This is a genomic window from Agrobacterium sp. 20P9.1.2, from assembly GCF_057799395.1.
Window position 1 is genome coordinate 529,474 of record NZ_JBYOKI010000001.1, and the last position, 22,461, is coordinate 551,934.

The 22,461-nt window shown below is 58.6% G+C and carries 16 protein-coding genes and 1 tRNA gene; 13 read left to right on the forward strand and 4 right to left on the reverse strand.

Features of this window, described 5'->3' with window-relative positions; all coding sequences use genetic code 11:
- The first annotated feature begins 130 nt into the window (after window positions 1-130).
- The 5 genes from AC27VJ_RS02550 to AC27VJ_RS02570 all read left to right on the forward strand — a co-directional run bounded on the left by AC27VJ_RS02550 (window position 131) and on the right by AC27VJ_RS02570 (window position 6,176).
- The gene (locus tag AC27VJ_RS02550; protein WP_488682680.1) at window positions 131-1,228 is read left to right on the forward strand and encodes a polyamine ABC transporter substrate-binding protein; all 1,098 of its coding nucleotides are present in this window, start codon (window positions 131-133) and stop codon (window positions 1,226-1,228) included.
- 78 nt (window positions 1,229-1,306) lie between these two features.
- Window positions 1,307-2,449, forward strand: coding sequence for an ABC transporter ATP-binding protein (locus AC27VJ_RS02555; RefSeq protein WP_488682681.1), 1,143 nt, complete (start codon window positions 1,307-1,309; stop codon window positions 2,447-2,449).
- A gap of 11 nt (window positions 2,450-2,460) precedes the next feature.
- Complete coding sequence (locus AC27VJ_RS02560) at window positions 2,461-3,369, forward strand: ABC transporter permease subunit (protein WP_488682683.1); 909 nt, start codon at window positions 2,461-2,463, stop codon at window positions 3,367-3,369.
- 3 nt (window positions 3,370-3,372) lie between these two features.
- Window positions 3,373-4,185, forward strand: coding sequence for an ABC transporter permease (locus AC27VJ_RS02565; protein ID WP_077118799.1), 813 nt, complete (start codon window positions 3,373-3,375; stop codon window positions 4,183-4,185).
- Window positions 4,186-4,226: 41 nt separating this feature from the next.
- A complete protein-coding gene (locus tag AC27VJ_RS02570; protein WP_488682684.1) occupies window positions 4,227-6,176 on the forward strand; it encodes an acetoacetate--CoA ligase in 1,950 nt (649 codons plus the stop codon).
- Window positions 6,177-6,442: 266 nt separating this feature from the next.
- On the opposite strand, the gene AC27VJ_RS02575 is transcribed toward AC27VJ_RS02570, so the two are convergent.
- Window positions 6,443-8,017, reverse strand: a complete 1,575-nt coding sequence (locus AC27VJ_RS02575) for an ABC transporter permease (protein WP_488683165.1) — start codon at window positions 8,015-8,017, stop codon at window positions 6,443-6,445.
- A gap of 186 nt (window positions 8,018-8,203) precedes the next feature.
- A complete protein-coding gene (locus AC27VJ_RS02580; RefSeq protein ID WP_488683166.1) occupies window positions 8,204-11,938 on the reverse strand; it encodes an ATP-binding protein in 3,735 nt (1,244 codons plus the stop codon).
- Between the two features lie 385 nt (window positions 11,939-12,323).
- On the opposite strand from AC27VJ_RS02580, the gene AC27VJ_RS02585 reads away from it, so the two are divergent.
- The 3 genes from AC27VJ_RS02585 (at window position 12,324) to AC27VJ_RS02595 (ending at window position 14,950) form a co-directional block, all read left to right on the forward strand.
- A tRNA-His gene (locus AC27VJ_RS02585) sits at window positions 12,324-12,400 on the forward strand.
- Between the two features lie 194 nt (window positions 12,401-12,594).
- Entirely contained in the window at window positions 12,595-14,154 is a 1,560-nt protein-coding gene (locus tag AC27VJ_RS02590; RefSeq protein ID WP_488682685.1) for a Ppx/GppA phosphatase family protein, read from the forward strand.
- A gap of 1 nt (window position 14,155) precedes the next feature.
- Entirely contained in the window at window positions 14,156-14,950 is a 795-nt protein-coding gene (locus AC27VJ_RS02595) for an RlmE family RNA methyltransferase (RefSeq protein WP_488682686.1), read from the forward strand.
- 15 nt (window positions 14,951-14,965) lie between these two features.
- On the opposite strand, the gene AC27VJ_RS02600 is transcribed toward AC27VJ_RS02595, so the two are convergent.
- Complete coding sequence (locus tag AC27VJ_RS02600) at window positions 14,966-16,363, reverse strand: MDR family MFS transporter (RefSeq protein WP_353576973.1); 1,398 nt, start codon at window positions 16,361-16,363, stop codon at window positions 14,966-14,968.
- Between the two features lie 212 nt (window positions 16,364-16,575).
- Between AC27VJ_RS02600 and AC27VJ_RS02605 the strand changes: the two genes are divergently transcribed.
- From AC27VJ_RS02605 to AC27VJ_RS02620, 4 genes are all read left to right on the forward strand, one after another.
- Complete coding sequence (locus AC27VJ_RS02605; protein ID WP_488683167.1) at window positions 16,576-17,559, forward strand: MBL fold metallo-hydrolase; 984 nt, start codon at window positions 16,576-16,578, stop codon at window positions 17,557-17,559.
- A 178-nt stretch (window positions 17,560-17,737) separates the two neighbouring features.
- Window positions 17,738-19,243 carry an IMP dehydrogenase gene (gene guaB, locus AC27VJ_RS02610; protein ID WP_113089781.1) on the forward strand — a complete coding sequence of 502 codons (1,506 nt, stop codon included), beginning with the start codon at window positions 17,738-17,740 and terminating at the stop codon, window positions 19,241-19,243.
- Between the two features lie 104 nt (window positions 19,244-19,347).
- Complete coding sequence (locus AC27VJ_RS02615; RefSeq protein ID WP_488683168.1) at window positions 19,348-19,749, forward strand: MAPEG family protein; 402 nt, start codon at window positions 19,348-19,350, stop codon at window positions 19,747-19,749.
- Between the two features lie 115 nt (window positions 19,750-19,864).
- Window positions 19,865-20,743, forward strand: a complete 879-nt coding sequence (locus tag AC27VJ_RS02620; protein ID WP_488682687.1) for a dienelactone hydrolase family protein — start codon at window positions 19,865-19,867, stop codon at window positions 20,741-20,743.
- A gap of 269 nt (window positions 20,744-21,012) precedes the next feature.
- Here AC27VJ_RS02620 and AC27VJ_RS02625 read toward each other — a convergent pair whose 3' ends face one another.
- Window positions 21,013-21,963 (reverse strand): LysR substrate-binding domain-containing protein, encoded by a 951-nt coding sequence (locus tag AC27VJ_RS02625; RefSeq protein WP_353576976.1) that lies wholly within the window; start codon window positions 21,961-21,963, stop codon window positions 21,013-21,015.
- A gap of 190 nt (window positions 21,964-22,153) precedes the next feature.
- Here AC27VJ_RS02625 and AC27VJ_RS02630 point away from each other — a divergent pair, with 190 nt between their 5' ends.
- Window positions 22,154-22,435 (forward strand): YjiS-like domain-containing protein, encoded by a 282-nt coding sequence (locus tag AC27VJ_RS02630; RefSeq protein WP_488682688.1) that lies wholly within the window; start codon window positions 22,154-22,156, stop codon window positions 22,433-22,435.
- Window positions 22,436-22,461: the final 26 nt, after the last annotated feature.

Sequence of the window (22,461 nt, forward strand, 5' to 3'; positions counted from 1 at the left end):
TCAAACACAATTGTTTGAAATTGCCGCGCCGCACATTTCCCGCTTGCCGACACAAGTTTTCCTTTCTAGTCTCTGGCAAAACAAGGGGTTCACGCGCTTCTCCCACTGCGCGTTCAAAACAGGAGATATCATGAAACATCGTTCGCTTCGTTTCAGCCTGGCCGTCGTGGCAGCAGTGCTGGCCGCCGGTACGGCATTCGCGCAGGAAAAGGTCGTCCACGTTTACAACTGGTCCGACTATATCGATCCTGCCCTTCTGGAAGAATTCACCAAGGAAACTGGCATCAAGGTCGTCTACGACGTCTATGACGGCAACGAGGTTCTGGAAACCAAGCTGCTGGCTGGAAACTCCGGTTACGATGTGGTGGCGCCGACATCACCGTTCCTTGCGCGTCAGATCAAGGCTGGCGTCTACCAGAAGCTGGACAAGTCCAAGCTGCCGAACCTCAAGAACATGTGGCCGGAGATCACCACGCGCCTGTCGCAGTACGACCCCGGCAATGAATATGCCGTCAACTATATGTGGGGCACGACCGGCATTGGCTACAATGCGGCCAAGGTCAAGGCGGCACTGGGCGATGTAAAGATCGATAGCTGGGATATTCTCTTCAAGCCGGAAAATGCGGCCAAGCTGAAGTCCTGCGGCATCAACATTTTAGATGCATCCGACGAAACCTTCGCCATTGCCATGAACTACATCGGCAAGAATCCGGACAGCAAGGAGAGCGCTGATCTGGAAGCGGGCGGCGATGTCTATAAGGCGATCCGTCCTTCGGTGAAGACGTTCAATTCATCTGCTTATATCGACGAGCTTGCAAATGGCGATAGCTGCATCACCATCGGTTGGTCGGGCGATATTCTTCAGGCTAAGACCCGTGCCGAAGAAGCCAAGAACGGCGTTGAAGTGAACTACGTCATTCCGAAGGAAGGCACCTACATCTGGATGGATTCCTTCGCCATTCCGGCAGATGCGAAGAATGTCGATGCGGCGCACGCCTTCATCAATTTCATGATGAAGCCTGACGTAGCCGCCAAGGCGTCAGACTATGTGCAATATGCTAACGGCAACCTTGCCTCGCAGGCGCTGATGGACGAGGCGGTTTCCAAGAACCCCGGCGTTTATCCCGATCCTGAGACGATGAAGAAGCTCTTCACCATCTCGCCCTATGGACCGAAGGAACAGCGCGTACTTAATCGCGTCTGGACCCAGATAAAAACCGGCAGCTGACCGGGTTTTTAAAAGGGGCGGGTGGAAACTCCTGCCCCTTTCTCGTTCAGCCACTTCATAAAACAAATGGGACAGTTCATGGCGAAATCTCTTGGTCCGGTAAAACGCAAATTCTCACCATGGGAAGATCCCGCCGCAGTCCCCTTCATCCGGTTTGAAAACATCACCAAACGCTTCGGCGATTTCGTTGCCGTGGATAATCTGACGCTTGATATTTATGAGCGCGAATTCTTTTCGCTGCTCGGCCCATCCGGCTGCGGCAAGACGACCCTGATGCGCATGCTGGCGGGCTTCGAGGAGCCGACGGAAGGTCGCATCCTGTTGCAGGGCAAGGATATTTCCGGCGTGCCGCCCTATAAGCGGCCCACCAATATGATGTTCCAGTCCTACGCGCTTTTCCCGCATATGTCGGTGGAGAAGAACATCGCTTTCGGGCTGGAGCAGGATGGCTTGCCCAAGGCCGATATCAAGGTTCGCGTCGAAGAAATGCTGCGCATGGTCAAGCTCACCGAGTTTGCCAAGCGTAAGCCCAGCCAGCTCTCGGGCGGGCAGCGGCAACGCGTGGCGCTGGCGCGCTCTCTGGCCAAGCGGCCAAAGGTGCTGCTGCTGGATGAACCGCTTGGCGCGCTGGACAAGAAGCTGCGCGAGGAAACCCAGTTTGAACTGATGGACCTTCAGCAAACGCTCGGCACCACCTTCCTGATCGTGACCCACGATCAGGAAGAGGCGATGACAGTGTCTGATCGCATCGCCGTCATGGACAAGGGCATCGTTGCGCAGGTGGCCACACCAGCTGAAATTTACGAAGCGCCCAACAGCCGCTACGTGGCGGATTTTATCGGCGACATCAATATCTTCGACGCGACGGTTACGTCCAAGGCCGGCCCTGCCGTGCAGCTGGATTGCGATGGTCTGGCTGTGACAGTGGAGCAGGAATGCGCCGCCACCACCGGCGACAGGGTGGCCTTCGCCATCCGCCCGGAAAAGGTTCGCATCTCGCTGGATGCACCGGCGGAGACATCGCCCAATGTCGCGCATGGCGAGGTCTGGGATATCGGTTATCTCGGCGATTTCTCGGTCTTCATCGTCAAGCTGGACGATGGTCGGGTCATCCGCGCCGCGCAGGCCAATGTCTCACGTCTGGTGGACCGGCCCATTACCTTCGGGGATATGGTCTGGCTCAGCTGGAAAGCCGATTCCGGTCTGGTTCTCACACGCTGAGGGAGGGTTCAATGGCGATTTCGTCTCCGGAAAACCGGCAAAGCCCCACCCGCTGGCTGGTGGTGGCCATACCCTATCTCTGGCTGCTGCTGTTCTTTGCCGCGCCGTTTCTCATCATTCTGAAAATATCCTTTTCAGAGACGGCCATCGCCATGCCGCCTTACACGCCGGTGTTCGAAGGCTTTGCCAAAATCGGTGATTTCTTTTCGCAACTCGATTTTGCCAACTATCTCTTCCTCACGGAAGATCCGCTTTATATCGAAGCCTATCTCTCGTCGCTGCGCATCGCTTTCATCTCGACCTTTCTGCTGTTGCTGATCGGTTATCCCATGGCGCTTGCTATGGCCCGCGCCCCCGGCACCATCCGCCCAACGTTGGTCATGCTGGTCATCCTGCCGTTCTGGACCTCTTTCCTCATCCGCGTTTACGCGTGGATCGGCATATTGAAGCCCGAGGGACTGTTGACGTTGCTGTTCCAGACCATCGGGCTTCTGGGGCCGGACGAGCAGGTGAACATCTTCCGCACTGACACTGCCGTCTTCATCGGTATCGTCTATTCCTATCTGCCCTTCATGGTGCTGCCGCTCTATTCCGCGCTGGAAAAGCTGGATGCGACGCTGCTGGAAGCCGCCAATGATCTCGGCTGCCCGCCATGGAAAGCATTCTGGAAAATCACCTTTCCGCTGTCGCTGCCGGGCGTCATTGCCGGTTCGATGATCTGCTTCATTCCGATTACGGGAGAGTTCGTCATTCCCGATCTGCTGGGTGGCGCAGAAACGCTGATGATCGGCAAGACGCTCTGGACGGAGTTCTTCGGCAATCGTGACTGGCCACTGGCATCCGCCGTTGCCGTGCTGCTGCTGCTCTTGCTCGTCGTGCCCATTGCCATCTTCCAGAACCAGCAGAAGAAGGTGGGGTAAGTCATGAAACGCGGCAAGTTCGATACGACCATTCTCACCTTCTGCTTTGCATTTCTCTACATCCCGATCATCATTCTGATCGTCTATTCCTTCAATGCCTCGAAGCTTGTCACGGTCTGGGGTGGCTTTTCGCTGCAATGGTATAGCTCCATGTGGTCCAATCAGGGCCTGATGGATGCGGCATGGATCACGGCGCGCGTCGCCGTCCTCAGCGCCACCATCGGTACCATTCTCGGTACTCTGGCGGCGCTTTCGCTCACAAGATTCTCCCGCTTTCCGGGCCGCATCCTGTTTTCCGGCATGATCTATGCGCCTTTGGTCATGCCAGAGGTCATCACCGGCCTGTCACTGCTGCTGCTCTTCGTGGCTGTCGGCGTGGACCGCAGTTTCTGGACCGTGGTCATTGCCCATACGACGTTTACGATGTGCTACGTCGCCATCGTCGTGCAATCGCGCCTGCTGACCTTCGACCGCAGCCTGGAGGAAGCCGCGCTCGATCTCGGTTGCCCGCCGGTCAAGACATTCTTCCGCATCACCCTGCCGCTCATCCTGCCTGCCGTCGTGGCCGGGTGGATGCTGGCCTTTTCCCTATCGCTGGATGATCTTGTCATCGCTAGCTTCACCACTGGGCCGGGTGCAACCACGCTGCCGATCAAGATTTACTCGCAGGTGCGCCTGGGCGTAACGCCTGAGATCAACGCCATCTGCACGATCCTGATTGCACTCGTCACCGTCGGCGTCATCTGCGCTTCGATTGCCTCCAAGCGCACGGAACTTCAGCGCATGCGTGACGAGCACGCCGCCGCAACGCCGTGAGCAGGGTGTTGTAGAGCATCAAGGCTTTGGAGGAGGCCAGCATGGGAGAAAACCAACCGCTGTGGGTGCCATCGCAAGAGCGCGTGGCCCGCTCACCGATGACGCATTTCATGCGGTGGTGCGCGGAGCAATACGGGCAGAGATTTGAGGACTATGACGCCTTTCACCGCTGGTCGGTGGATGACCAGGACACATTCTGGAGCGCCGTCTGGGATTATTGCGATGTGAAGGGCAGCCGTGGCGAGCTGGCACTGGTGAATGGCGACGATATGCTCGCCGCCCGCTTTTTCCCGGATGCCAGGCTGAATTTTGCCGAAAATCTTCTGGTTCGAAGTGGGCCTGATGACGCGCTGATCTTCCGTGGCGAAGACAAGGCCGAGGATCGCTGGTCGTGGGACAGGCTGCGCGACGAGGTCTCGCGCCTGCAACAGGCATTCCAAAAACTGGGCCTCAACCCCGGAGACCGTGTTGCGGCGATGATGCCCAACATGCCGCAGACCGTGGCATTGATGCTGGCCGCGACCTCGCTCGGTGCCGTCTGGTCATCCTGCTCGCCGGATTTCGGAGAACAGGGCGTGCTGGATCGCTTCGGCCAGATCGAACCGAAGCTCTTCATTTCCTGCGACGCCTATTGGTACAATGGCAAAAAGCAGGATGTGACGCAGAAGGCGAGGGCGGTTGCCGAGAAGCTCGGCGTTTTTCTGCTGCTGGTGCCTTATGCGGGCGATAGCCTGACCTCTACCGAGGTGCTGGACGACACCGTCCTCTATGATGACTTCATCGACCTCTTCGAGCCGCAGGACCTGCAGTATACCCGCCTGCCATTTTTGCATCCGCTCTATATTCTCTTCTCTTCCGGCACCACAGGCATTCCCAAATGCATCGTGCATTCCGCGGGCACGCTGTTGCAGCATCTGAAGGAACATCGCTTTCACTGCGAATTACAGCCGGGAGACAAGCTGTTCTACTTCACCACCTGTGGCTGGATGATGTGGAACTGGCTGGTCAGTGGTCTGGCATCGAGTGCCACGCTCTGCCTCTATGACGGTTCGCCCTTCGCGCCTGATGGTCATGTGCTGTTCGACTATGCCGCCGCTGAAAATTTCGCGGTCTTCGGCACTTCGGCCAAATATATCGATGCGGTGCGCAAGGCAGGGCTGACACCCGCCAACACGCACGATCTATCGGCGCTGCGGCTCATCACATCGACAGGATCGCCGCTGTCTCCGGAAGGCTTTTCCTTCGTTTATGAAGGCATCAAAAGCGACGTGCAGCTTACGTCCATTTCCGGCGGCACGGATATCGTATCCTGCTTCGTGCTGGGCAATCCGCTGAAACCCGTCTGGTCCGGTGAGATTCAAGGCCCCGGTCTTGGTCTTGCCGTCGATGTCTGGGGCGATGACGGCAAGCCGGTTCATCGCGAAAAAGGTGAACTCGTCTGCACCAAGCCCTTTCCCTGCCAGCCTGTGATGTTCTGGAACGACCCTGACGGCACCAAATATCGCGCCGCATATTTCGACCGTTTCGACAATGTCTGGTGCCATGGCGATTTTGCGGAATGGACGGAGCATGGCGGATTGATCATCCACGGCCGTTCCGACGCCACCCTCAACCCCGGCGGCGTGCGCATTGGCACGGCAGAGATCTACAATCAGGTCGAGAAGATGGATGAGGTCGCGGAAGCGCTCTGCATCGGCCAGGATTGGGATGGCGATGTGCGCGTGGTGCTGTTCGTGCGGCTTGCCAATGGCGTGGTGCTCGATGAGACGCTGGTAACCGCCATCAAGAACCGTATTCGCACCGGTGCGTCCCCACGGCATATACCCGCCAAGATCATCGCCGTTGCTGATATTCCGCGCACCAAATCCGGCAAGATCGTGGAGCTTGCCGTGCGGGAAGTGGTGCACGGGCGACCGGTCAAAAACAGGGAAGCTCTGGCAAATCCCGATGCTCTGGCGCTTTTTGAGAATATCGAAGCTTTACAGAGTTGATCGATATCGGCACAGCCTGTGCCAGATGGTCAGATCGCTGTGCCATTATGCAAAAATCCCTGACCCGGATTAGGATTTCTTGCCCCTAAATGGTGTAGTGGCCTTTTAACACTTTGTTAAATCGGGCAGGTCAAATGTAAATCCAACGTGGGTGCACTCAATGAGAGGGTGGCCGGGCCGGTGGCCCAAAGACATGATGTTACTTTGTTCCTACTCTCGTTATAAGCACAATTTTCAAGGCAGCCTCGGCTGCCTTTTCTTTTGCCTCACGCTCTTCCATCCAGCGACCGCGACACCAAAACCACGGGGATAAGCCCTGCTGCAATAATGATGAGTGCTGGCAATGCGGCATCCTGCACGCGGGAGCGGGACGCATCCTCATAGACCAGAGTGGCCAGCGTGTTGAAGCTGAAGGGGCGCAGCATGATGGTGGCGGGCAGTTCTTTCAGGGATTCGATGAAGACCAGCAGCGCCGCGGTCATGGCCGCCGGGCGTATGTTCGGCAACAGCACGGTCACAAGTGTCTGGAAACGGCTGCGACCCAGCGTGCGTGCGGCCATGTCCAGATGCGGCGAAAGCTTCTGGAATCCCGCATCGATGTTGCCTTCCGCCAGCGTCATGAACCGTACGCTGTGGGCATAGATGATGGCGAATGCCGTGCCCGATAGAAGAAGCCCGGTGGAATAGTTGAGGTGCAGCCGCAAAAAGCCGTCCAACGCATTGTCGAAAGCCGCCAGCGGCAAAAGCACGCCGATGGCCAGCACCGTGCCGGGTATGCCGTAACCCAGCGAGCCAATACGACTGGCGGAACGGGCAAGCGACGATGTGTTGACCCGCTGCACATAGGCAAAGACGAAACCGCAGACGAGCGTGATCAGCGCCGCCGAAACGGACACCTCGAGACTATGCGCCAGCGCCTTGATAAGCTTGGGGTCTGAAAGCGCCCCAAGCCGTTTGGCCGCGTAACTTCCCAGAACGAGAACCGGAATCGCGAAACCGAACAGGACCGGCAAAGCGCAGAAAATCGTCGCCAGCCATCCGCGACCGGCAGGCAGCGTCTTCAACCCGAAGCGCTGCGTCATGGCCGTGGATTTGGCAGCGGCAAAACGCTGACGGCTGCGCGCCCTCCGCTCGGTGAGGATGAGGGCGCCGACGATGAGGATGAGAACGGAGGCGATTTGCGTTGCGCCTGCCAGATTACCGCGGTTGAGCCACGTCTCGTAAATGGCGAAAGTCAGTGTGCGGACACCGAGATATTCGACCGCACCGATATCGTTCAGCGTCTCCATCATCACAAGCGCAAGGCCGATGATGATGGCAGGCCGCGCCATGGGCAGTTGCACCGACAGGAATATCCGCAACGGTCTCGCACCCAGGGTTCTCGCCGCTTCCGTCGCAAACCGGCCCTGCAAGCCAAAGGCCGCCCGGACCGACAGATAGACATAGGGGTAGAGAACGGAACTCAGCACCAGCACCGCGCCACCCAGCGAACGGATATCCGGAAACCAGTAATCCCTGATGGTCTGAAACCCGAAGAGCGTTCGAACAGTGCTTTGCACGGGCCCTGTAAAATCCAGAAATTCACCAAAGGCATAGGCCGCAAGATAGGATGGAATGGCAAGCGGCAGCACCAGAGCGAAGGAGAGCAGGCGGCGCAGCGGAAACTGAAATGTGCTGACAAGCCATGCGGAAAGAATGCCGAAAAAGGCGGTGGTCGCCCCCGTCATCACCAGCAGCATCAGCGTCTGACCGCCCGCACGCGGCAGGACATTGACCAGAAGATGCCGCCAGCCATCCGTGCCGCCCGTTAGCGCGATGCAGAAAATCGCGATCAGCGGCATCGCAACCGCTGCCGCCAGCAGCACCGTTCCGACCGAAAGTCCGGAAGGCCTTCGTGTTGAAGGCTGTAAAACGGCAGAAGACTGTTGGGACAGCGGCAATGCTTTTATCCTTGCGGCCACCGGTCTGGCCGATGTGAAGACGTGGGAGCGCTGGGCGCTCCACACCATTGCTAATCCCGGATGTGCTTAGTTCGCAAGCACGCGCTGCGAAGGAAAGCTGATTTCCACCAGCGTTCCCTCATTGGGTGCCGAGGTGATGGAGAAATTGGCGCGGTTGGCATCCACCATCGCCTTGGTCAGGGGAAGACCAAGACCCGTGCCATCGCCACGCACGCGGCTGCTGGAGGGGGAGACCTGCCGGAAAGGCTTCATGGCCTGCTCGAGTTCCGTGCGGGTCATGCCGATGCCTGTATCGCGAATGCGCAGCACCACGCTTCCATTGGGCTCGTAAGCCGTAGACACCACAATCTGTCCGCCTGAAGGCGTGAACTTGATGGCGTTGGACAGAATGTTGAGCATGATCTGCTTGATGGAGCGAAGATCGGCGACGATCTGCGGCACGGATTGCGACAGCGCCGTGCGGATGATGACGCGCTGATTGTTGGCCTGAGGCTGGACGATGGAAACGGCTTCAGCAATCGTGTCATTCAGGGCAACCGCCTTGAAATCCACATCCATCTGACCTGCTTCGATTTTGGAAATATCCAGGAGATCGTTGACGATATCCAGCACATGACGACCGGACCGCACGATATCGTTGGAATATTCGATGTAACGCGGATGCCCGACAGGCCCGAAGCGCTCGGTCGCCATCATGTCGGCAAAACCTATGATGGCATTGAGCGGCGTGCGGATTTCATGGCTGACGCGGGCAAGAAAGTCCGTCTTGTGGGCATTGGCCGTTTCCGCCGCCCGCTTGGCGTTGCGCAAATCCTCTTCGGTGCGCTTCCACTGGGTGATATCGCGAATGACCACGCAATAACCGTTGGAGGATTTCAGTCTGCCGATGGTCATGAACAGCGGCAGGAAGCCGCCGGATGCCTCGCGGCCAATGACCTCGCGGCCATCATTCAGCACGCTTGCCACGCCGTTATTGGCAAGTCCGGAGAGATAATCCAGCACCGCGCGCTGGCTCTCATGGGCAAACAGCGTCACGAAGGGCTTGGCCGCCACTTCGTTATTGTCATAGTTGAACAGCGCGCTGGCCGAGCGGTTGAGCGAGCGAATGGTGCCGTCTTCGTTCAAAACGACCACGCCATCCGTTGCCGTTTCCAGAATGGAATGTAGCTCTTCCACCTGACCTTTGAGACCGGTCAGCTTGGAATCCGTTCCAGTCTCGTCTGCGTCCGCCTGCATATTCTCATTGGCGGGCTGGGGATTGGCGCTTTTCTCTTCGGTGGGGATCAGCGACAGCATCAAGGCACCGGCCTCATCCCAGCGAACCGATTGCAGCCGCGCCTTGACCGGGATCAGATCGTTCTCAGCGCTGACGGCAACCATGCCGCCAAAGCGTTCCGAGACAGCATCGAGTTCGTCCCGCTGAAGCAGCGCATCGAGACCGCCGATTTCGGCCAGTTCTTCCAGCGTGCCGTAACCCGTCAACCGCAGAAATTCCGGGTTGGCATGGATCAGCCGGTCGCCGCTATGGATCAGAAGCGCAATCGGCATTTGGTCCACGGCTTCTGCCGTCAGGGATGTGGCGATGCGCAGCGGAATGAGAACGTCAGCCGTCTTGCCAACAGCCGACTTTTCGTCCGACAGGCGGGCAGGGCTTTGCGGCGCAACGAAGCTCACCGGCTCATCGCCACGGGTATAATCGGCGAAATCATCCGGCTCTTCGGCTTCCGATGCGACCGGCGCAGGTTCTACGACAGCGGATTCTTCCTCAGTCAAAGCCGGCTCAGGTGCAGCTTCAGCCTCGACTTCAACGTCGGTTTCGACCTCCACCTCTGTCTGGACTTCTGTCTCCGCCTTCACCTCTGGCAACGACGTGACCTCGGCCACTTCAGGCGTCTGGATATCATCCTGTTTTTCCGGCTCCGCCTCTGGCGCAACAACCGGCTTCAGCGTGCGGGCAATCTCGTTAAAGGCGGCCTGTTCGCTGGCGCTCAGCTCATCTCGGTTTTTGCTGCGGCGGTTTTCGAACTGCACAACCTTATCGGAGTAACGGCGGTTCGGTGTTTCGGTGATCTGCAGGGCCGGAATTTCTTTTTCCGGCGGGGCATAGCTGCGTGGTTCTTCCGGCTGCGCTGGCTCAGCGACCGCCTGTTCAGCTTCAGCGGCTTCTTCCTCTACGGCATCCAGCGGCTCAGCTGCAAAGAGCTCTGGCTCTTCGGTCTCGTCGGGCAACGAAAACAGCGTGGTCTCGTCATCCACGTCTGACGCCTGCTCGTCATCGGAATGCTCGTCGGCCACCAGAGTGAGACCCACGGCATTGGGATCTTCCACCGCATCGGCAATGCGCACGATGCCGAAACCGCGGAAGCCATCGAATTCGCGCGAGCGTGTATAGGTCGGCAGGGCGGCCAGATCGATCGGCACGGTCAGCGATGTGCCTTCCACCGGCCAGTAAATTGTCTTGCCAGACCACGTATCGCGGCGGTTCAACAACTCGGTGATCTTGCCATCGGGATCGAGATTGAACAGGGCCGCAAGGTCGGCAAAGCTCATGCCCTCGACATTGGCCGCCTTCGGGCCAACGGCATCGGCAAATTCATGCGAAATGGAACTGAAGTGGCCGTTGGCATCGATCTTCCAGACGAAACGCGACGCGCGGCGATGAGGATCGAAGACAAAAGGCTGAGGCTCAGCAGCCTGCGTTTCCGTAGCGTCAGCCGTTGCCGCGGCCACTTCTTCTACGGGTTCGGCAACTGGCTCTTCTGCTGCCGGAGGAAGCTCAGGTTCGGCTTCCACCGACTCGACAGCCACAGCATCTGATGCTTGCGGCGCTTCCAAAATGGGCTCAGCCCGGTCATCATCCCCTACAACTGCTTCGTTTTGTTCTTCAACCTGATGCTCTTCGATAGCAGCGACATCTTCGACGCTGTCATTCTCTGCGGTAGCGTCGATATCCTCGTCCTGCGGTTCAGAAACCTCTTCGATTTCCGCCACGGCATCCAGCACCTCGGCAAAATTCGGGTGCGTCTTATGCTCTGAAGCATCCACTACCGTTGCAGGCAAGATCGCTTGTGGCTGCTGCTCTGCCGCTGGCTCCGCCTTCGTCTGCGTGAACTCGCTGGATGGATCAAGCGTGCCGATCACGGTTTCGACGACGAAAATCAGGTTGAGTTCCGGCTCCTGCGACAATTGTCCGGCAGCGGCTGGAAGGTAGCCTTTGCCCGCAGGCACGGGGCGCTTCACCAGCTTGCCCGGCTGGGTGGAGGCCATGGAAATCAGCGTGCGTGTCGTGACCGGTGTGATGCCAAGCGCCGCAAAGCCCTGTGATGCCGCCAAAATCCTGGAGTCGGCATCCAGCACGGCCATATGGATATCGGGGTCATCGAAGCCCTCGATCATCCGGCGCGCACGCTCCTGCAAGGATGGCGTCACCTGATCGATGGGTGCGGTAAACAGGATAGCGGGCTGGCCAGCCTCGGCCTCGATGATCTCTACAGTCGCGATGACGGAGACGCTTTTGAAACCGGAATGAATGCGGATGGTGAACTGTCGGCTGTCGCCCGCCTCGGTCAGCCGCGCGGCTGTTGCCGCAAACTGACGGAAGGTCACATCCTGCTGCTTTGGTCCATGCTCTAAGAAGTCATAGATCATCGGCATGCCGAACAGGGCAGCACCACGACCATTGGCCCAGAGCGCGCTTTGCAGGTCCATCGAGAACAGCGCCATGGCTTCGCCCCGACCGAAACGGTCGCGGACACGCTCATGAACTGCAATGTCTATAAATGGATATTGAACGGCGGGCATGTGGAAACCTATTCTGGCACGACCTGACATGCGCGACCGCACGACCTCTTCATGAGGCACCATACAGCCTGCATCGGCTTGATGTTAACAGAATCTTAAATAACTTCACAGCGTGGTTCGGTCCATCATCTGCGTCAGAAATTGCCAATTACAGTTAATTCGCAAACATGCGGATATCCCGCTGAATGTGTGTTGCCCGACTTTGTTTTGCAATCATTTTGGCCGGAGCGTCCTCACCAATCCACGCTTTTTATCGCCGCCGTATCTCGCAGCCGGAAACGCACTTGCTTTCCCAAGCTTTTTTCGCAAAAATTGCCGAAGGACTTGCAAAACGGAAAAACTCCCCGTATGTGAGCCCCCGTGACGCCGACGCGGCGTTTCATATGCGGTTGTAGCTCAGTTGGTTAGAGCGCAGGTTTGTGGCACCTGAGGTCGGAGGTTCAATTCCCCCCAACCGTACCATTTTTCCACTTCGATATTCCGTTTTGTTTTGTGTGGCGTTGGGCTTAGCCCAAGCGCGATCTCTGCCGTTGTGATTTTCCCTCCGTTCATCTCCGCCAAAAATCGGTTGGCTAAAATGCCTTGCGCTGGTATGGTTGCGTCAACGTAACCTTTATGGACGCCAGCAGCATTGCTTGACGCTTTCGCGCGGCGGAATGGATAAAACAGTGATTGACCCCGGCAACGGCGCTAAGCCGTCGGAATCAGGGGCATCGGCGGTGGAAAAAGGGAATGCGAAGCGTTCCCGTCGTGGCAAGAGCAGGCGTAACGGCAAGCCCCGTGACGCGTCTGCTTTGCCGCAGCTTCACAATGCCGATTCCCACCTGGATTCCCCACCTATAGGCAATCCCGAGCGAGATTCGGAGCCGCGAAAGCGCAAACGTCGCAGACGTGCGCGTGGTCACGGCGGCGGGCAGCCGCAGCAGGAGGCTGTCGCAGGCAGCCCCGCGGCTGGCGAGCAGACGCCTCAGGCTCCATCGACACCATCTCAAGGAAAGCGCAAGGCGCGTGGTGGAAAGCGCAACCATCGCGGCCCGCAGGGCAGGCCGCTGGTGCCGACCCATGCGCCCAAGACGTCCGCCCGGCAAAACGGTGCCACGTCTCCCGCGCATTCGCCCGCATCTGGTGAGCAAAGCCGCTCTCATGGTCGGTCGCAGGCCCATTATCGGGATAACGGGATTGATAGCGGTGCGGATATGTATGCCGCGCTTGACCTCGGCACCAACAATTGCCGTCTGCTGATTGCCCAGCCCACACGCCCCGGCCAGTTCCGGGTGGTGGATGCGTTTTCGCGCATCGTGCGCCTTGGCGAAGGTTTGGTGTCAACCGGACGTCTGTCTGATGATGCCATGGACCGTGCTGTCGAGGCTCTGCGCATCTGCGCATCCAAGCTCGCCGGACGCTCCATTCGCCGCATGCGGCTGATTGCGACCGAAGCCTGCCGTGCTGCCGTCAATGGCGAGGAGTTTCTGGCGCGGGTGACGCGCGAAACCGGCCTTGATCTGGAAATTATCAGCCGCGAGACCGAAGCCCGGCTTGCGGTTTCCGGCTGCTCGTCGCTGGTCGGTCGGGAAGCACGCTCTGTCGTGCTGTTCGATATCGGCGGCGGATCGTCGGAAATCGCCGTTATCCGGGTTGGCGAAAACCGCTCCAACCGGCTGGCAAATCACATCACACACTGGACATCGCTTCCCGTTGGCGTCGTCACGCTTTCGGAACGTCATGGCGGTCGCGATGTGACACCGGATGTTTTCGCCGCGATGGTGGGCGAAGTCGAAGGCCTGCTGGATGCGTTTCATTGCCCGCCGCTGGGCGAAGAGGAGCCGCACGAAGACTTTCACCTGATCGGCACATCCGGAACGGTGACGACATTGGCCGGTGTGCATCTCGATCTGCCGCGTTATGATCGCCGCAAGGTTGATGGGCTGTGGCTTTCGGATGCCGAAGTCACGGCGATGCAGGACAAGCTGCTGGCGTGGGATTTCGCCGGTCGCGCTGCCAATGCCTGCATCGGGCCGGATCGGGCCGATCTGGTGCTGGCCGGTTGCGCCATTCTGGAAGCGATCCGCAGGCGCTGGCCCGCGCGGCGCATGCGGGTGGCGGACAGGGGGCTTCGCGAAGGGCTTTTGACGGATATGATGGCAGATGATGGCGCATGGCGCCGCAACAGAATTCGCCGTGCGCAGACGCAGGGCAAACCGGAACGGAAAGGTTGATATGAGCAAGGCGCCCACGAGTACCAACCGTACCGGACGCAAGATCGGCCAGAAGGTGAAGAAGGCGAAGCTGAAGCCTTCTTCACGCGCCTGGATCGAGCGTCACATCAACGACCCCTATGTTCAGCGCGCAAAGCTGGAAGGCTACCGCGCCCGCGCGGCGTTCAAGCTGCTGGAGATCAATGACAAGCACCAGATCCTGAAGGGTGCGCGCCGCATCATCGATCTGGGTGCGGCTCCTGGAAGCTGGTCGCAGATTGCCGCCAAGGTCACGGATTCGACCGAAGACGATATTCGCGTTGCGGCCATCGACTTCCTCGAGCTCGATCCCATTCCCGGCGTCAAGATCCTGCATCTCGACTTTCTCGATCCGGCTGCGCCTGAGCGTCTGATGGAAGCCGTCGGCGGAACCCCGGATCTTGTTCTATCCGATATGGCGGCACCCACCACCGGCCATCAGAAAACCGACCATATCCGCACCATGCATCTGTGCGAAGTGGCTGCCGATTTTGCCGTGCAGGTGCTAGCCGAAGGCGGGCATTTCCTTGCCAAGACCTTCCAGGGCGGAACGGAACGGCAGCTCCTGGATATGCTCAAGAAGAACTTCAAGCAGGTCATTCACATCAAGCCCGCATCGTCGCGCTCTGAATCGGTAGAAATGTTCCTGCTCGCCAAGCACTTCAAGGGCAGAAAACCCGGCGACGCCACGATGCGGGAACAGGATGGCGATCTCGACACCGTCGAACTAGGCCCCGATCCACGGGATGACGACTACGAAGACATGGATATGCGCTGAAACCAGCGCATATCGTTATTCCGCTGGCTGCGATGCCTTTTCTCTATGGCCTGAAACGGCAGCCCCCGCGCTGCGGTCCATCGCGATGAGCGGTGTGATGGCCAGTAACGATACGACAGCCACGATCATGAAGGCCGTGTGGAAATCCGCCAGCTGTAAATGCGAGCCCGACATGAAGCTGCTGACTTCGAGAATTGTCGCGGCAAAGGCCACACCCAGCGCCAGACTGATCTGCTGCAATACCGACGCCATTGAGGTCGCCTGACTGGCCTGTGAATCATCGATGTCGGAATAGCCGAGCGCATTGGTGCCGGTGAAGAAGAAGGAGCGCGCAAAGCCTGCCGTGACCAGAAAGATCATGATCAGCGGGTAGGGCGTGTTGGGCGTGAAGAAGGAATTGGCCAGCGTGGTGCAGGCACCGACAATGCCCGCGCTGATCAGGACGGATTTAAAACCCGTGGCCGCAAAGACGCGTCGCGCCATGAATTTGGTGGTGATGGCACCGATGGCGCCTGCAAAGGTAATCATGCCGGATTGGAACGGGTTCAGCCCGAAGCCGATCTGCAACATCAGCGGCATGAGGAAGGGGATGGCCCCCGTCGAGATGCGGAAGATAGTTCCGCTGACGGAGGCTGCCCGGAATGTCGCGTTCTGGAAAATCTTGAAGTCCAGGATCGGCGCGGGATGGTTCTTTGCGTGCTGCACATACCAGTAGCCGCAGATGAAACCGATGATGGTGGTTGCGATGCCGACATAGGGCGGCAGGGCAGGCAAGCTGACGACGGAAACGCCGAAAACGACGCCCGATGCGGCGATGCCCGAGAGGATAAAGCCCTTGGTATCCATTGGCGGCGGATTGGTGGTGTCAATCTCCGGCAGGAAGATCGTGGCCAGCCAGATGCCGATGACGCCGATGGGCACGTTGATGAGAAAAATCCAGTGCCAGGAGAAATAGGTGGTGATGAAGCCGCCGATGGGTGGGCCGGTCAGCGGCCCGACAAGGCCGGGGATGGTCAGCAGCGCCATGGCGGAGACGAGTTCGGTGCGCTTGGTGGTGCGCAGCAGAACCAGACGCCCGACCGGTGTCATCATCGCACCGCCCATGCCCTGCAGGAAGCGGGAAATGACGAATTCGACCACCGAGGACGAGACCGCGCAGCAGATGGAGCCGATGACGAAAATGGCAATCGCGATGCGGAAGATTTTCTTCGCGCCGAACTTGTCCGCCATCCAGCCGCTGATGGGAATGAAGATCGCCAGCGCCACCATATAGGAGGTCAGGGCCAGCTTCAGGGTGATCGGCCCGACATTGAGATCGGCGGCAATCGCCGGCAGAGACGTGGCGATGACGGTGGAATCCATTTGCTCCATGAAGAGAGCGACGGCGAGGATGAGCGGAATGATGCGGTTCATGGGATGATTGCGGGAAACCCGCATCCTGATAAGGTCGTTAACTGTTACCTACGCCCGTCAGAGCACTTTGCCAACTAAACAATCTGCAAGTTTTCGATTTCCATCACGTCTGTGTGAAACGCATTTTTCTACACAATCTCGGCACGTTACTGGTGATAGTCCTGTCAGGCGTAGAAATTGTATTGGAGGATTTTATGAGCAGTTTTTTGAAGATGAACAGGCGTGGTTTGTTTGCCACCGCGGGGATCGGCGCTCTTGCTGCCCCTTTTGTGCTTCGCGGCACCGCATTTGCCCAGTCCAGCCAGCCTCAGACATCCATGGAGGTCAACCACGTCATGCCGCCTGAAACAAACCGCTTCAAGCTTGGAAATTTCGAAGTTCTGGTTGTCAAGGACGGCGCGCGTCCTTCCGGCAAGCCGGGCGAAACCTTCGGCACCAACCAGAGCGCTGAAACCGTCGGCGCCCTGTTGCAGGAAAATTTCCTGCCCGCCGACCAGTTCGTCAACAGCTTCTCGCCGGCGCTCATCAACACCGGAACCGATCTCGTCCTGTTCGATACGGGCTTTGGTGAAAGCGGTCGCGAAGCGGGCAATGGCCGCCTGATCGAAGGTCTTGCTGCTGCCGGTTACACGCCTGACGATGTGACGGTGGTCGTGCTGACGCATATGCATGGCGACCATATTGGCGGCCTGATGGAGAAGGGCGCCCCGGCCTTCCCGAAGGCACGCTATGTCATGGGCCAGGCCGAATATGATTTCTGGACGGACGCCAAGCGCGTCGGCACTCCCGCAGAAGGCGGGCAGAAAGGCGTGCTGGCCAACGTCAAGCCGCTGGCCGAAAAGGCGACCTTCATTGGCGATGGCGCCACGGTCGTTCCGGGCATTACCAGCGTTGCGGCCTTCGGCCATTCGCCGGGCCATATGATTTTCCGTGTTGAGTCGGAAGGCAAGCAGCTGGTGCTGACGGCCGATACCGCCAACCACTTCGTCCTGTCGCTTCAGCGCCCGGATTGGGAAGTGAAATTCGACATGGACAAGGCCGCCGCCGCTGCCAGCCGCAAGAAGGTCTTCGATATGATCGCCACGGACCGCCTGCCGTTCCTCGGTTATCACATGCCGTTCCCGGCAGTGGGCTATGCGGAGCGTCAGGATGTCGGTTACCGCTTCGTGCCGAAATCCTACCAGTTCGATATCTGACATCTGCTGCATTGCAGCAACAGGAGAGACCCGGACTTCGTTTCCGGGTTTTTTCTATTCCCTTCCTGTCATGAACGTGTTACCAGCCCTCGCCAACTTCCAAGCAATCCTTTGCAGGGCGCCGGGGTGAACTTTTCGTTCCGGGTCGGTCATGCATTTTCAAAATAGGAATTTGGCCATGGCACGCATTATACAAACCCCGACAGGTCTCGACGCTCTGACATTCGACGATGTGCTTCTTCAGCCGGGGCACTCCGAAGTCATGCCCGGCCAGACGAATATTTCCACACGCATTGCCCGCGATATCGAGCTTAACCTGCCGATCCTGTCTTCTGCCATGGATACGGTGACCGAAGGTCGCCTCGCAATCGCCATGGCGCAGGCTGGCGGCATTGGCGTCATCCACCGCAACCTGACACCCATTGAGCAGGCCGAAGAAGTTCGCCAGGTCAAGAAGTTCGAAAGCGGCATGGTCGTCAACCCTGTCACCATCGGCCCGGATGCTACGCTTGCCGAAGCCCAGGCACTGATGAAGACCTACCACATTTCGGGCATTCCGGTTGTTGAGAACGGCGGTTCTGGCGGCCACAAGACGGGTCGCCTCGTCGGTATTCTGACCAACCGCGATGTGCGTTTCGCCTCCGATCCTGCCCAGAAGATCTACGAGCTGATGACCCGCGAGAACCTCGTGACCGTCAAGGAAAGCAGCGTCGACCAGCAGGAAGCGCGTCGCCTTCTGCACAAGCACCGCATCGAAAAGCTTGTTGTTGTCGACGGCAAGGGCAATTGCGTCGGCCTCATCACCGTCAAGGATATCGAAAAGTCGCAGCTCAACCCGAATGCCACGAAGGATGCGCAGGGCCGTCTTCGTGCCGCCGCCGCCATCAGCGTCGGTGCAGATGCCATCGAGCGGGCAGAGCGCCTGATCGAAGCTGGCGTTGACCTGCTGGTGGTCGATACCGCCCATGGTCACTCCCAGCGCGTTCTCGATGCCGTCACGCACGTGAAGAAGATGTCGAATTCGGTTCGCATCATCGCTGGTAACGTGGCCACGGCTGATGGCACCAAGGCGCTGATCGATGCCGGTGCGGATGCGGTCAAGGTCGGTATCGGCCCGGGCTCGATCTGCACAACGCGTATCGTCGCCGGCGTCGGCGTGCCACAGCTTGCCGCCATCATGTCGGCGGTTGAGGCAGCGCAGGCGGCTGATATTCCTGTCATAGCCGATGGCGGCATCAAGTTCTCGGGCGATCTGGCCAAGGCCATTGCCGCCGGTGCATCCGCCGTCATGATCGGCTCGCTGCTGGCGGGTACGGATGAAAGCCCGGGCGAAGTGTTCCTCTATCAGGGCCGTTCCTTCAAGGCTTACCGCGGCATGGGTTCCGTCGGCGCCATGGCGCGCGGCTCGGCAGACCGCTACTTCCAGGCGGAAGTGCGCGACACGCTGAAGCTCGTTCCTGAAGGCATTGAAGGCCAGGTTCCATACAAGGGCCCGGTCTCCGGCGTGCTGCACCAGTTGGCTGGCGGCCTCAAGGCTGCCATGGGTTATGTCGGCGGCGGCACCATCAAGGACTTCCAGGAGCGCGCCACTTTCGTTCGCATCTCAGGTGCTGGCCTGCGCGAAAGCCACGCCCATGACGTGACGATCACCCGCGAAAGCCCGAACTACCCCGGCGCAGTTTGATCTTTCGTCCAGATACGGAACATGCCAATAGATACACGCTCTCCGAACAGACCCGTTCGGAGAGCGTTTTGCTGAAAGGATGAGACATGTCACCGACAACCGCAATGTTCTGGCCCATGATTGCCCACGCTTTTCTGGTTTTCGGTCTTTATGTCCTGCTCTTCATTCGCCGCAAGAAGTTTACATTCACCGACAAGGACGCTTTCAAGCGCTTTCGCGATGCCGGTGAAGAGGCGGTTCAAAGCCAGCTGGTGAACAGGAACATCGCCAACCAGTTCGAAATTCCCGTGCTGTTTTATGCGGCCTGCCTGCTGCTCTACATCACCGATGCGGACAACATCGCCACCATCATTCTGGGCTGGATATTCGTCATCGCCCGTTACGCCCATTCCTATGTGCATGTGACAAGCAACAGGCTGCGTTACCGCGCGCCAGCCTTCGGCATCAGCTTTGCTGCACTGGTGCTGATGTGGGGCTGGCTGGCCATCTGGTTGGCGCTGGAATAGGCCTCGGCGCTTGCTGCGGGATCGCGAAAAATTGTTTTGCCGATCCCGTAGCCCTGCATCCCTTTGCTTTCGTTTAGGCTAGTCTTGCCTGTGGCCGTTCACATGGGAGAAGATGATGACCGACAAGCCAAAGATTACGCAGGCAATGATCGATGCCTATGATGAGTACACCCATCTCAGCCTCGACCGCCGCAAATTCATGGAAAAGCTGTCGCTGCTGGCAGGCTCCGGCGCTGCTGCTGCGGCCATTGCGCCTTTGCTGGCTGCAAGCGGTGCGCAGGCGGCCATCGTACCGGAAACAGATGACCGTCTGACGGCGGAAAACGTGACCTATCCCGGCGCAAAGGGTGAGATGAAGGGCTATCTCGTCACGCCCAAGAACGCGTCTGCGCCGCTCGGCTCCGTCATCGTCATCCACGAAAACCGTGGCCTCAACGAACATATCCGCGATGTCGCCCGCCGAATGGCGCTGGAAGGTTTCGTCGCACTCGCCCCCGATTTTCTGTCGCCACAAGGCGGCACGCCAACCGACGAAGACAAGGCGCGTGAGATGTTCAGCGGTCTGGATATGAATGCGACCATTGCCGATGCGGAGGCGACGCGCGTGTGGCTGTCCAAACGGCAGGGTGCCAACGGCAAGGTCGGCGCTGTCGGCTTCTGCTGGGGCGGCGGTCTCGTCAATCGTTTGGCTACTAAGTCAGCAGGTCTGAATGCTGGCGTCGCCTATTACGGCGCCCAGCCCCCGGCAGAAGACGTTCCCGCCATCAAGGCACCGCTGCTTTTGCATTATGGTGGTTTGGATGACCGCATCAATGCGGGCATCGACGGCTATCGCAAGGCGCTGGAAGCGAATGGCAAGACGTTTGAAATCTTCGTTTATGACGGCGTCAACCACGCGTTCAATAATGATACGTCGAGTGCGCGGTATGACAAGAAGGCTGCTGATCTGGCGTGGAGCCGGACGGTGGATTTCTTTCGGAAGAATTTGGGGTGATTTCCATCAGTCTTTGATGCTTTTGGCATTGAGGATGGATGTTTATGATCGCGCGGAGGGTGTGGTTTACCCCCCTCTGTCCTGCCGGACATCTCCCCCTCAGGTGGGGAGATTGGCTGGGCGCGCACCCCCTGCCCAATCTTAAACGTTCAAGATGGCCGAGAGCTAACCACGAGTCGATCTCCCCCCTTGAGGGGGAGATGTCCGGCAGGACAGAGGGGGGTGAAGCCACGCCCGGAGTTACCTACTATCTAGCCGCCAAAAAACCATCACCACCCCGGAGCCAACTGCCCCGTCCGCACCCGTGCCAGCTTCGGAAACGACTTGATCTCCGCATCCAGCTCATCCGGCGGTGATGCCAGCGAAATGTTGTCCAGACACGCGGTGATATGGTCGGTAATGGCATTGATAAGCGATGGTGACAGGCCGGGGCGCTTCATCAGGCCTATCTGAACCGGCGGCAACGGTGGGAAGCCGTCTGCCGATGTCAGCACCTTCATGCCGGTTCGCAGCGTCGATTCCGGCAGCACCGAAACGGCCATGCCAGCCAGCACAGCGGCGGCGATGACGGTGGACGACCAGCTTGTAAACAGAACCTGATAATCGCGGCCATCGGCATCGAGAGCCGAGGCGGCCAGTTGCCGCCAGTGGCAATCACGTCGTCCGACCGCCAGCGGCACCGGCACGTCGTCGCGCAACGGATGGTTGGCAGAGGCCACCCAGCAGAGAGGTTCGGTGCGAACGATATCCGAGGTGCGCGCGCGCGGGTTGTGGGTGACGAGCGCGATATCCAGTTCGCCGCGCGCCATTTTCTCCGCGAGGCTTACGGATGGCTCACAGACGATATAAAGCTCGACATTTGGATGCGTCTTGGCAAAACGACCGATGATCTCTGGCATGTAGCGGTCGGCGTAATCATCAGGGGTACCGATACGCAGCGTCCCTTCCAGCCTGTTGTCATCAAAGGCGGCGACGGCTTCGTTGTTAAGGCGGATGATACGGCGGGCGTAATGCATCAGCTTTTCGCCTTCCGCAGTTAGCCGGTTGCCGCGTCCATCCTTCGCAAACAACTGTTTTCCCAAGCGTTCTTCCAACCGTCGCATCTGCATTGAAACGGCCGATTGCGTCTTGAAAACCCGGTCGGCGGCTTTGGTGAAGCTGCCGGAATCGACGATGGCGATGAAGGTGTGCAGCTGATCTATGTCGAGAGGTGCGGACATGGCGGTCACCCATAAGAATGATTGATGACTGACATTAGAAACATTCGTTGGACTGATCAATGGTCTTGCGACATTTTGACGCTCGAAACATCAAATAACCAAATGGTCATCCGCCGATGACCGAACTGGCGGCTTTCACGCATGGGTGTGAAGGCAGTGCCGCATCGTGCCTAAATGAAGGGATAGTATCATGCGCACGGCAGAACGGAGAATGGAACTGGGTTTGATCGCACCGCGTGCAGCTTCCGGGCAGCAGGTCGTGGAGTCGGTGCGCAAAGGTTTCGTGACGTTTCTGCGCCGCATCGCCAATCGCATGGAGGCCAATCGCCTTATGGAGATGGATGACCATCAACTGGCAGATATCGGCCTGACCCGGAACGATGTCAGGACTGCGCTCAATTTGAGGCTTACGGACGATCCAACAACGCAGCTTGCCCGCTGTGCCAGAATGGCCGCGGCAAAGGCGTTGTAAGCCACCGCCTCAAACAATTTCCCCGC